The sequence below is a fragment of the Pseudomonas sp. ADAK21 genome (assembly GCF_012935735.1).
GTDB classification, from domain to species: domain Bacteria; phylum Pseudomonadota; class Gammaproteobacteria; order Pseudomonadales; family Pseudomonadaceae; genus Aquipseudomonas; species Aquipseudomonas proteolytica.
The window spans coordinates 5040450-5052644 of the sequence record NZ_CP052857.1; the positions used below are offsets into that span (position 1 = coordinate 5040450).

8 protein-coding genes are annotated in these 12195 nt (G+C 58.8%); 3 read left to right on the forward strand and 5 right to left on the reverse strand.

The features are described 5' to 3' along the window. Positions 1–25 precede the first annotated feature (25 nt). The 5 genes from HKK57_RS22805 to HKK57_RS22825 all read right to left on the reverse strand — a co-directional run bounded on the left by HKK57_RS22805 (position 26) and on the right by HKK57_RS22825 (position 5205). On the reverse strand, positions 26–1003 hold the full coding sequence (locus tag HKK57_RS22805; RefSeq protein WP_169390818.1) for a 2-hydroxyacid dehydrogenase: 978 nt from the start codon (positions 1001–1003) through the stop codon (positions 26–28). Next, positions 1003–2301 (reverse strand): MFS transporter, encoded by a 1299-nt coding sequence (locus tag HKK57_RS22810; protein WP_070995274.1) that lies wholly within the window; start codon positions 2299–2301, stop codon positions 1003–1005. Before HKK57_RS22810 ends, HKK57_RS22805 begins: the two co-directional genes overlap by 1 nt. Before the next feature lie 54 nt (positions 2302–2355). After that, positions 2356–3300 carry a sugar kinase gene (locus HKK57_RS22815; protein WP_169390819.1) on the reverse strand — a complete coding sequence of 315 codons (945 nt, stop codon included), beginning with the start codon at positions 3298–3300 and terminating at the stop codon, positions 2356–2358. Further along, positions 3293–4075 (reverse strand): sugar phosphate isomerase/epimerase family protein, encoded by a 783-nt coding sequence (locus HKK57_RS22820; RefSeq protein ID WP_029291516.1) that lies wholly within the window; start codon positions 4073–4075, stop codon positions 3293–3295. The genes HKK57_RS22815 and HKK57_RS22820 overlap by 8 nt, the downstream gene beginning before the upstream one ends. A 110-nt stretch (positions 4076–4185) precedes the next feature. Continuing rightward, positions 4186–5205 carry a LacI family DNA-binding transcriptional regulator gene (locus HKK57_RS22825; RefSeq protein ID WP_154905979.1) on the reverse strand — a complete coding sequence of 340 codons (1020 nt, stop codon included), beginning with the start codon at positions 5203–5205 and terminating at the stop codon, positions 4186–4188. A gap of 255 nt (positions 5206–5460) precedes the next feature. Between HKK57_RS22825 and HKK57_RS22830 the strand changes: the two genes are divergently transcribed. From HKK57_RS22830 to HKK57_RS22840, 3 genes are all read left to right on the forward strand, one after another. After that, positions 5461–7452 carry a hypothetical protein gene (locus HKK57_RS22830; RefSeq protein WP_169390820.1) on the forward strand — a complete coding sequence of 664 codons (1992 nt, stop codon included), beginning with the start codon at positions 5461–5463 and terminating at the stop codon, positions 7450–7452. A gap of 151 nt (positions 7453–7603) precedes the next feature. Further along, positions 7604–9649 carry a hypothetical protein gene (locus tag HKK57_RS22835; RefSeq protein ID WP_237150436.1) on the forward strand — a complete coding sequence of 682 codons (2046 nt, stop codon included), beginning with the start codon at positions 7604–7606 and terminating at the stop codon, positions 9647–9649. A 252-nt stretch (positions 9650–9901) separates the two neighbouring features. Beyond that, on the forward strand, positions 9902–12157 hold the full coding sequence (locus HKK57_RS22840; RefSeq protein WP_169390821.1) for an autotransporter outer membrane beta-barrel domain-containing protein: 2256 nt from the start codon (positions 9902–9904) through the stop codon (positions 12155–12157). Positions 12158–12195: the final 38 nt, after the last annotated feature.

Genomic DNA, 12195 nt, shown 5'->3' on the forward strand with positions numbered 1-12195 from the left:
AGTCTTCTGACCAATCAGGCCAGGCTCATTGCTTCCAGGCGCTGGTGTTCACCAGGTTTTTCGGGCGTTCGCCGGCCAGTGATGCCAGCAGGTTGTCCACCGCACATTTGGCCATGGCTTCGCGGGTTTCGTGGGTCGCAGAGCCGATATGGGGGGTCGCCACCACGTTGCTCAAACGCAGCAACGGCGAGTCGTGATTCAACGGCTCACGCTCGAACACATCCAGACCCGCAGCGCGAATCGTCCGCTGTTGCAGGGCTTCGACCAGTGCCGCTTCGTCCACCACTTTGCCCCGGGAGATATTGATGAAAATCGTCTCCGGCCCCATAAGCGCGAACTCCTTGGCGCCAATCAACCCCTGAGTCTCGGCAGTCAACGGCAATGTCAGGCAAACAAAATCGGCTTGCTGCAGCAGATCCGGCAAGCTGCGGTATTGCGCGTCAAACCGCTGATCTACCGCAGGCTTGGGCGAGTGGCTGTGGTAGATCACCGGCATGCCAAAGCCAAAGTGCCCACGCTGTGCCAGCGCTTCGCCAATACGCCCCATGCCAATGATGCCCAGGGTCTTGCCATGCACATCGCTGCCAAAGTGCAGGGGGCCGATGTTCTGGTTCCAGTTACCGGCGCGCACCATATTCGCCAACTCCACCACGCGTCGGGCGGTGGCGAGGATCAGCGCAAAACCGGTGTCGGCGGTGGTTTCGGTGAGCACATCAGGGGTGTTGCTCAGCAGGATGCCGCGCTGGGTCAGGTAGTCGATGTCGTAGTTATCAACGCCCACCGAAACACTGGCCACCGCCTCCAGCTGCGGTGCCAGGTCCAGCAGGTTCGCATCCAGGCGCAGGCTGGCGCCCAGCAAGCCGTGGGCGCTGGGCAAGGCATCACGCAATTGTGCCAGGCCGGTGGGGCCGAGGTTTTCAATCAGCGTGACCTGGGCCGCTTCGTGCAGGCGGGCCATCAGCGGCGCGGAGAGTTTCTTGTACAACACGACATGCTTTTTCATCAGGTTCTTACCTTCAAATCCAGGGAATGCAACGGTGCTGTCGGGGAGGGTTCACGTGCACCGGTCTTGAGGAAAATCGTCAGCACCACCGACAGCAGCAACGCACCGCTCATCAGCAGGTACGACGCGCCCGGCGAGCCGGTGCTGCTGTTGAGGTAGCCCACCAGGTACGAGCCGCCAAACGAGCCCAGCGCGCCCATGCTGTTGATCAAGGCCATGGCCCCACCGGCGACGTTGGCCGGGAGGATTTCCGGGACGATGGCAAAAAACGGCCCATAGGGCGCATACATGCACGCGCCGGCGATCACCAGCAGGGTGTAGGACCACCAGAAGTGTTCGGCCCCCAGCAGGTAGGAACCGTAGAACGCGATGGAGGCGATCAGCAGTGGCGGCCACACAAAGCGTTTACGTTTTTGCAGCTTGTCCGAGCCCCAGGACACCAGCAGCATGGCAATCACCGCGGCGAGGTAAGGCAGCGCCGATAACCAGCCGGCTTCGACCATATCCATCTGCAGGCCCGCCTTGAGGATCGAAGGCAGCCACAGCACAAAGCCGTAGACGCCGATGCTCCAGCAAAAGAATTGCAACGCCAGGATGATGACCTTGGGCGAGCGGAAGGCTTCGGCATAGTTTTTCACCGCCTTGAGACCCACCTGCTCGGCGGCCAGGGCGGTTTCCAGGTCGTGTTTCTCGCCGGCACTCAGCCATTTGGCATCCGCTGGGCGCTCATCGGCCAGGCGCCACCAGATAAAGGCCCAGAACACCGCCGGCAAGCCTTCGACGATAAACATCCAGCGCCAGCTGTAATGCTGAACCAGGTAACCCGACACGACCGACATCCACAACATGGTCACCGGGTTGCCAAGGATCAGGAAGGTATTGGCGCGCGAGCGTTCGGCACGGGTGAACCAATGGCACAGGTACACCAGCATCGCCGGCATCACTGCGGCCTCGACCACCCCGAGCAAAAAGCGGATGGCGATCAGCATATAGGCGTTGGACACCACCCCGGTCAGCGTGGCCAGGCCGCCCCAGAGGATCAGGCTGACGAAGATCAGCTTCTTCACGCTGCGCCGCTGGGCGTAGATCGCGCCCGGCACCTGGAAGAAAAAGTAGCCAAGGAAAAACAGTGCGCCGAGCAGTGAAGACATGCCCGGGGTAATCATCAAGTCTTCGGCCATGCCGGAGGCGGCGGCAAAGCCGTAGTTGGCGCGGTCCAGGTACGCCAGGCTGTAGGTAATGAAGACGATGGGCATGATGTACCACCAACGGCGGGTGGCGAGTTTCAGGTTATTCATGGGGTTGCTCCTGAGCTTGTTGTAGTTGTGGCAACAGGTAACGGTGTATCCGGGTCAGCCGGCTTTTTGCAGGGCGGGCAGGTCGGCGCGCAGGGGCAGGCCTTCCATATCGCCACGGCTCTGAACCGCGCGGCTGCCGATCCAGTTGGCGCGCTGCACTGCCTGGGCAAAGCTGAGGTTTTCAAGGAGCGCGCTGATCATGCCCACGGCAAAGCCATCACCGGCACCCACGGTATCCACGACTTTGGTCACCGGCACGGCGGCGATAAACCCCTGGTCCAGATGGCTACGGTAGTAGGCGCCGTGGGCGCCGAGCTTGATCGCCACGGCTTCGGCCCCCTGGTCGAGGTAGAAGGCGGCGATGTCCGCAGGGTCTTCGAAACCGGTCAGCAGGCGACCTTCGCTCAACCCCGGCAGCACCCAATGGGCCAGGCGGGCCAGAGCGTTGATTTCGCGGATCATTTTTTGCTCGCTGGGCCATAGCGAGGGGCGCAGGTTGGGGTCGAAGGACACACTGCGGCCTGCGGCGCGCATCTGGCTCATCAACTGGCGCGACAGCTCGGCGGCGGTGTCCGACAACGCCGGCACAATGCCGGTGGCGTGCAGGTGCCGCGCTTGCAGCAGCGCAGGCGTGATCACGGCACTGGACAGGTGGCTGGCCGCCGAACCACGGCGAAAGTACTCGACCTGCGGATCGGCGCCGGTATCTTCCCGAGACTTGAGTTGAAAACCGGTGGGGTGCGCGGGGTCGACCGTCACATGTCGGCAGTCCAGGCCTTCGCGCTCGAGGGTCTGCACCACGAAACGCCCCAATGAGTCATCACCGACCCGACTCAACCAGGCCACATTGAAACCCAAGCGCGACAGGCCAATTGCGACATTGCTGTCGGCGCCGGCGATCCGTTTGTGAAACTGGCCGACCTGGGCCAGGTCGCCGGTTTGCTCGGCGACGAACATCGCCATGGTCTCGCCAAACGACAGGATATCGATCTCAGACATGGGCATTCTCCACACGCGGTTGGCCAAGGACGCTAAGGGTGGCCACTTGCTGGGCAGTGACCTCCAGCAGGTCGTCGCCTTGCAGTGGGAATTCCACTGCCCGGCTGATTCCTTGAGGCATCAGCCCCAGCAATTGTTCCCACAGATGCAGGTCGGGGGCGCCCGGCGGCAGGGCCACCAGCTTGCCGTCGGCGCGACGTGCCACCGCCTTGCAGTGCAGGTAATCGACATACCGCCCCAACAGGCGCGCGGCGGTCTGGGGGGACTGGTCCTGCCAGTGCCAGTTGCCGATATCGAAAGTCATCTTCACCGGGACGCTCAAGCGTTCGGCTTGATCGAAGAAGCGTTGCATCGGCTCGATGCGTCCACCGTGCAGGGTCTGGTCGTTCTCCACCAGCAAGCGTACCGGGTGGCGGTGGAGCAGGGCGCTGAGGCTGTGCAGGTCGTTGGTGTCGGTGAAGTAGCCGAGCGAAACCTTCAACCAGCGCGCACCGAAGGCCTGGGCCCGGTCGAGGGTGGCGGACAACTGTGCATTGGCTTGCGCGCGGCCGGCCACCCACAGCTCCAGGGGCGAGGAAAACACGCACTCCAGGCCCTGTTCAGCGGCGGCTTGGGCCAGCTCGCCGGGGTGTTCGCTGGTGAGCAGTTCTTCGCGCCATTCAATGCGCGTGGCGCCGGCAGCGGCCAGCACCTCGACGAAACTCAATTGGCCGCGCTGGCGAACCAGGTCGGCGCCGTAGCTGGAGAGGCTGATGGAAACGGGATATCTGTGCATTGTTATTGATCTCTGAAACCGGTTTCATTTGTAAATAAAAAAACACCCTTCAGGAGCCGGCTTGCCGGCGATAAGGCCCTTACGCCGGGCACCTCACCGGCAAGCAGCTCCTACACGGGTTGGGTGGAGCCTCGAAGAATGAGTTGCGGAGCAAAATCCAGGGCACGGGGCGGCGAGGTATCGCCGCGCAAACGCTTGAGCAAACAGTCGAACGCGCTGGCGCCAATCGCTTCGGTAGGTTGGGCCAGGGCGGTGATGCCGCTGCCTACCAGCGGGTACCAGTCCAGGTCATCCAAGGCAATCAGCCCGACGTCCTCGAACAACCGGCAACCCAATTGGCGAAGGGCTTTGGTGCAGGCGAGTGCGGCGACGCCGTTGGCACAAAACAGGGCTTTGGGGCCGGTGTCGCAGGCGCCAAGGAATGCCTGCAAACGGCTGGTCAAATCATCGCCAATTTCCAGCACGGCGGCATGCAGGCTGTTGCGGCGACTGATCTGGGCATGGAAGCTTTCCATGCGCTCAACCCGCGAACTGGTGCCATCAGCGGCTTCGCTGACCAGCAGGATATCCCGGTAGCCCTGTTGTTCCAGGTGCTCCAGGGCCATGCGCACGGCCAGCGGGTTGTCCAGGCCCACCAGATCGCTGTGCAAGGCCTCGACCTTGCGATCGACCAGCACCAGCGGCATTTCCCGCTGCAACTCCAGCAGTTGCTCAAGGTGATGGCCCAGGGTGTTCACGATCAAACCTTCGATGTTGTAAGCCCGCAGGGCCTCCAGGTGCTGGCGCTCCTGCTCGTCATCGCGGTCGGTATTGCACACCACCAGGCTGTAGCCGTGTTGCCGGCAGGCGGTTTCCACACCATGCATCACGGCAATGGAATAGGGGTTGCGGATATCGGCCACCAGCATGCCGATCAGGCGCGTGCGCCCACGCTTGAGGCCGCGGGCCATTTGGTTGGGGCGGTAGCCCAACTCCTCGATGGCCTGCTCGATACGCAGGGCGATCGTGTCGGAGAGCAGGGCGCGGTCATCGCCGATAAAACGCGACACGCTGGCCTTGGACACACCGGCACGGTTGGCTACATCAAGCATGGTCACGCGGCTGCGCTGGGCGGCAGAGAATGAAGTCACGGTAGCGGGCCTTTCTTATTTTGGATAACGGTACATGAATCAATTTGAAACCGGTTTCAGTGGACGCCATGTTCGACGCCTCGTCAAGGAATTTTCTGAAGGCACATGGCTTTGAAAACACTTGAATCCGACGAACGGAATGCGGCACCTGTTAGTTTTGACAGTTACGGACAATGCAAATCAGGCGTTTAATTTCTCCAGCAGTCGATCCTTAAGTCACTGGCACCTTCATGTTTCATCGTTGAGGTAATCGTCATGTCCGGCACCTCCAAGCCAACCACTCAAGCTGTGGTCACTCAACCAGAGCAAGGTGTGTTGAATCTTTTTCCGATGACCATTCCTGGTGTGGACCCTCTGGACCCAAATGGGCTGATCCCCGCAGCATTGATGCTCAAAGCGCTCCAAGTGCAAGTTCCCATGTGGACACCGCCCCCTGAGCCGCTGGATACCCCCCATATCCTCATGATTTATTGGGAGCGCGCAGGCACTGTGGTTTACAGCGACTCGATCATTGTTCAGTCGCCGCCGCCACCGGTACCTGACATGTACACCCTGTTCATTCCTTTGCTGGTGCTACGGGCACAGTCCGGGCCCGTCGAACTGTATTATTCAGTCACCGATTCGTTTGGTGGGCGCAGCGAACTCAACCCTAAAAGAACACTGACGGTCGACATGGATGCGCCGCAATTATTAAACCCCGCCGACCAACTGACGTTTGTTGTGCCTCCTGCACCCGCAGTTGATGAGGCGTACTTGGCCAGTCATCCACAGGTGGCGCTGCACGTTCCGCCCTATAGCGGGCGCAATGACGGGGACACGATTCATTTCTACCTGTCCAATTTAGCCAACCCACCGGTTGCGGGTGAAGATGGTGTTTATGAACTGGTGTCCAGCGCTGATCCGTTGATTGCCACCCTGGATGCAGCCGCTTTTCGTACGCTTAGCAATGGTGACGCTTACGTCTTTTTCAGGGTTTTTGACAAAGCGGGCAACTTCAGCGACCGCAGTGCCGGCCTGCCATTTCAGCTGGCGCTGACTGCAATGCCGGGGCAGTTGCCCCTTGCGCAAATCGTGCCTCCTCGTTATGACGATTTACTGATCAATCGCGAAGACGCCAGGGCCAGCGTATTTGTCCGCATAGGTTCCTACACCGACTGGGCTGCGGGGGATGAAGTCATTGTGTATTGGAAAGGCCGTCCTACTGTCAGGCATCCGGTCAACGGTTTTCCCACCGATGTCGAGGTTCCATGGGCTGTTATGCGTGGCCCGCTGACCGATCCGTTGGTGCCCGAAGCGGTACCGGTACGCTATGAGATTATTCGAGGTGGCCTGCCGCCATTTCCTTCGTTCAATATTCTGGTGAATGTGAACCTCACGGTCGCCGGACAGGACCACGCGAATGCACCGGCACTGTTCAATCCGGATTTGCCCGTGCCGCAAGTCTGGGGGCTTGTTTCCAACACCCAGAACGTCGTCAACCACAATGACAATCCCGCCGGAGCCCGTGCCCGCGTCTTGCTTTATGAAAACCCGCTGCCTGGAGAGATTCTGCGGTTTTATTGGAATGGCACCGGGCCGGTTGCCAGTTACACCGTGCAGTTGGGAGATGTAGCAGGGCAATTGGTGTTTTCCACGGTTATTCCCTGGGCGGTGATGGCGGGTTTTATTCACCCAGCATTGCCGGTGTATTACACCACCAGTAATGGCGTGAATGATCAGCAATCGGACAATGCGCTGGTAAACGTAAATACGGGTGCATTGATTTCTTTTCCGGCTCCACTTCTAAACCATACTTTAGTGGGGCCCGCTGGCTACTTGGGGTGTTGTTCAAAACCCGAAATATTCCTGGGAGTAGAGTGGTCATTGGCGCCGGATGATCGCTTTGAACTTAATGATGTGGTGACTTTTTTTTGGGAAGGGTTCCTGGTTAACAATTGGGAACCGCCGGTTATTGAAGAATCAAGGTATGACGATAGCAAAACATTCAGTACTGACGCAGATTTGATGAATGGATTGCACTTCCGGGTCGCACCCTATGAGGAAAAAGTCGTGCCGATGCGTAATTACGGCTCGGCTCGGGCCTGGTATCAGGTGAGGCGTGGCGGGGCCCTCATAGGTGAGTCGCTGCCTAGAAGGATTCGTGTTGATCTGCTGTCCGCTGGCTCAGGTCAGTATTGTAAGTTAGGCGATGTCATTGTGTGTTCAAACGACGGCGTGGCAACCATTATCGGAAACAAGAGCAACTAAGTCTTGATGTTGGCTTGATCGCACTATTGTCGTTGTTTTTAAAGTATGCAGTTACTCCAGTGCCCAAGAGGCTAGCCCGTTTGCAACTTGCATTGGGTGCTGCTGTACACCCTGAAAAAGCTGTAATACTCAATCAGCGTTGGAGAAGAAAATGGACAGGAAAACGTTAGAAACCATCCAAAGATTCCAAACTCGTTGCGCGACAAATAACACACTTCTTAGCTTGCCCGCGGGGACCTATGAAGGTCAGGTTCCGGGGTTTCCCGGGTTGATTGATCGCAACACCGCACTTAAAGAGACAATGGAGTTTTTAATTCCTCGTTGGGATGATTTCAGCACCGATCCAAATTTTCCAGACACCGTCAGAGTCTGGATGTGGCCATTGGATGACCCTCAGCCGTCCGAACCCTTTACGACATTTACCGTATCTTCACCTGCAGCGGGCGGGGTGCCGGTCAACATTGCATTGGCTCGGCGTCCACCTGGCGCGCACCTTATCAGGTATGAACTGTTCGTCGACAATATCGGAAATTCTACCCAGTCAGATTCGCAATTGCTGATCGTGGACCTCGCGCCTCCCTATTACAGCCACGTGGGGCCGATTCCCGCTCCCCTACCTCCAGCAGGCCTGCCGACCCCCGCATCATTGGCTTACTTCCAGGGTTTACCCAATCAAGCGGCTATGTTTCGCGTTCCTGACTATGTGGCAAACGGGCGCGCACCTGGAGACTATTTATTAGCGTATTACAACAATTCGGATACGCCTTATCTGCCTACGGCAGCCAGTACTGATCCGAAATGGGTTCTGCCTGCCGATTTGAGCTTCCCCTTGCCCTTGTCGGTCGTCCAGGGTAGCCCGGACGGGCTACGTAGCTTGCGCTATGAGTTGTACGACGCGGCAGGCAACCCTGCGAGGTTGTCATCCCAATTTGTATTTGACGTAGGGTTGTTTCCTGCGCCCAGTAATTTCATCGCTCCAACCATTGATCTGGCGGTTCCCGGTGACCTGCTGATTGATCGCAGTGATGTCGCACAGCTCAACGGCGCCATCATCCGCATACCTGCCTATAGTAATTTTCTGCGCGGCGACGAAGGGGACATGATCAGTGTGACCCTGACCACATCCCTGGGTACGGTGACCCTGCCCGACGTGCCGTTGGGCAGTAACACCTTCCCGCTGCAGGTACATGTTGCATTCCCTACGCTGGCTCTGCTTTATGGCGCCACTGAAGGGTTACTGTCGATGACGGCGTCCTACGCGGTAATGCGTCGTTCGGTCAGCTACCCTTCGACGCTGACCGCAACAACTGACCTTGACCTTTTCGTAGTTGGGCCAGCAAACCCTAACGAGCCGGATCCGGTCAACCCAGATCTGAACCCGGTAGTGGTCAGGGGTGAGGATGCAACGGGCGTCGAGGGATCGCCCAATGAGTTGCTACCCGAACACGCAAACCGGCCAGCCAATGCCTATATCACACTCTGGGACGAACCGCCGACTCCGGATGCCGGCGCATTTACCATCTACCTCTACTACGAAGGCGAACTGGTGGATTCGCTGTTTGTCGCAAACGGTATCGCCAATCAGGTCGTCCAGTTGCAGATTCCCTGGAACGTCATTTCTAACCATAACAACGGTACCAAGCGGGTGCATTACACCATCGGTGCCGCAGGCAGTTCGAATCGACAACAGGCCCCCATCACACAGGTGGAGGTTACAGCCAACATCATATTCCTGGCGCCTCCGATCGTTCGAAACCTTGTCGGCGGCGGCATGGGGACTATCAACTGCAGCACCTTCAGGCCAGTCGGGCCGCCCCCCGGCAACATCGTAGTGTTTGTTCCGCCCTCGGAGCATTTCTCGCTGAATATGATCGTTACCGTGCATTGGCGGGGTTACCGGGATGATGCGGGCACCATTGAAGTTCCCGCCGTCGCAGGCAGCAAAGCTTCGGTGCCCCTGACGCAGGCGATGATCAACCTTGGGTTCGAGATCGAGTTGGAGGACTACTTCACTCTCTTCAAGCCGATTCAGCCGACCATGGATGACCGGCTTGCCGGTTCAGCCAGGATTCACTACAGCATTGTTCTGCCCTCGGGCACGGTCAACTCCTCTGACGCTACACCGCGAGTGCGTGGGCATCAGATCGGCGGTGCAACTACGTTTTTTTGCGATGGAACGGTCGCGCCGGCGTCTTGATCTTTTGAGCTGTTGCCAAAGGGGAGCATTGCTCCCCTTTGGCATTTTGATGTGGATGATCGGCGGACGCCAGGAATCAGCTGGCGACGATTAAAGGCCTTGAGCCACGACCGCAAGCACACTTAAGGATAATCCTACATAAAGCGGTAAGTACTCTGGATACCGTTAGCACCGCTCGCTTGGCAGGGTCCCACACAGTTTGGAACCGGCCAGTTTCTTGCGAATTGGAACGCCAACCCAGAGGTCCGCTAAATGCCATCCGTATTCAATTTCAAACCATCACCGTTGAGCCTCGCATTGAAGGCCAACACTGTCACTTTTCTTATGCTTCTCGGCCATGCAGCCGAAGCCCGTGTCGTCACGGGGCCCGACGAGTATGTGCGCCCAGGTCCGGCGCCGGATCGCTTTGAGCTGCGCACAGGTTCTGGCCTGACCGTCCAAGGTACCGAAACCCTGGAAATCCGTGCCCAATCCGCAACCCTGGTGGTCACGCCAGGCAGCTTGACCAAGGACATCGTCGCTTTTGATTCCCAGATCCGTGTAGACGGTTCGGATGTCATTGCTCGCAGCACGGCAGATGCCGCTATTCGCGCCACAGGCAGTAATGTACTGGTCAGCAACAGCAATCTCATCCACAACAATGGAACCGGCCTGATTGCCGGCCGCTCACTGGGCGGCACTGATGGTTCCAGCGTCAAGGTCATCAACAGCACGATTACCGGCACTAACCGTGGGGCCAGCGCCAGTGCCTATAGTGTGCTGGACTTCAGCGGTTCCCATATCGAGGCGACGAACGACAATGGCATGGGCCTGTCGCTGATGAGCGGGACAGCGTTTGCGACCGATAGCCGAATTGTAGGTGGCGCCAACGGCGTGCAAATGGCCGTCGACGGATCGTCCGGAATCATGGACAGTGCGTTGCTGCTGGACGGTTCCAGCGTGGTAGGTACGAACGGTGCTGCCATCCTGACAAGAGCGGGTACCAACGCTGATATTCAGGTGCTGAACGGTTCGTCCCTGACTGGCGGCAACGGCAACATCCTGGAAGTCACCGGTGGCTCCACCGCCAACATGAACGTTGACCGCAGCGCCCTGGTGGGCGACGTGGTTGTCGAGGATGGCAGCAGCGCCAAGGTGCAGCTCAACAACGGCTCCTGGCTGACCGGCCAGTTGAAAAATGTCGCCGAGTTGAGCGTGAACGATGCCTCCCACTGGGTCCTGGTGGGCGACAGCCAGGTCGACGCCTTGAAGATGGGCGGCGGCGCCGTGCACTTCGGCGGGGAAGATGAGTTCTACCAATTGAACGTCAAGAGCCTGGAAGGCGAGGGCACGTTCATCATGCACACCGACTTTGCCACCCACCAGACCGACTTCCTCAACGTCGAGGGCAAGGCTGAGGGGCAGCACAGCCTGATGCTGGCCGCTACCGGCTCGGAGATGGCCCGTGGCGAGCCGATCAAGGTTGTGCACACCGAAGGCGGCGATGCGCACTTTTCCCTGGTGGGTGACACCGTGGACGTCGGCGCCTATGCCTATGGCTTGAAGCAGGAGGGCACGGACTGGTTGCTCGACCCGACCCGTCGCGGCACCAGCACCAGCGCCCACTCGGTACTCGCCCTGTTCAACAGCGCGCCGACCGTGTTGTACGGGGAGATGAGCATCCTGCGTACGCGCATGGGCGAATTACGCTTCAGCGAAGGCGCTGGCAACGGCCTGTGGATGCGCAGCTACGGCAATAAATTCGACGTGGCGAGCAACAAGAACGGCGCGGGCTACAAGCAGGTCCAGAAGGGCTTTACCATCGGTGCCGACGCGCCGTTGTCCGGTGGTGATGGTCAGTGGATTGCCGGCGTGATGGGCGGCCACAGTACCTCGGACCTGAGCCTGACCCGAGGCAGCAGTGGCGAGGTCAAGAGCTACTACGTGGGTGGTTACGCCACCTGGCTGGACGCTGAAAGTGGTCTGTACTTCGATGGTGTGGCCAAGCTTAACCGCTTGCACACTGAGAACGACGTGACCATGAGTGATGGTAAAAAAGCCAAGGGCAACTACACGCAAAACGCCGTGGGCGCGTCGGCCGAGTTCGGTCGCCACATCAAGCTGGATAACGATTTCTTCGTTGAGCCGTATGGTCAGTTGTCGGCCACGATCACCCAGGCGCAGAGCTATGAGCTGTCCAATGGCCTGAAGGCCAAAGGTGATCGCTCCAGCAGCGTGGTCGGCAAAGTGGGTGTGACTGCGGGCAAGAACATCCAGCTGGAAAGTGGCGGTGTGCTGCAGCCTTACCTGCGTACTGCTGTGGCCCATGAGTTTGATCAGAGCAACAAGGTGTTTATCAACGATCAAAGCTTCAACAATGACCTGTCGGGTTCGCGGGTTGAATTGGCCGCCGGTGTTGCCATGTCGGTGTCGCAGAACGTCAAGGTGCACGCGGACTTTGAAACCAGCACAGGCAAGAAGATCGACCAGCCTTGGGGTGTCAACTTCGGTATTCGTTACGACTTCTAAGACCCCCACCCACAAAAAAAGGAAGCTTCGGCTTCCTT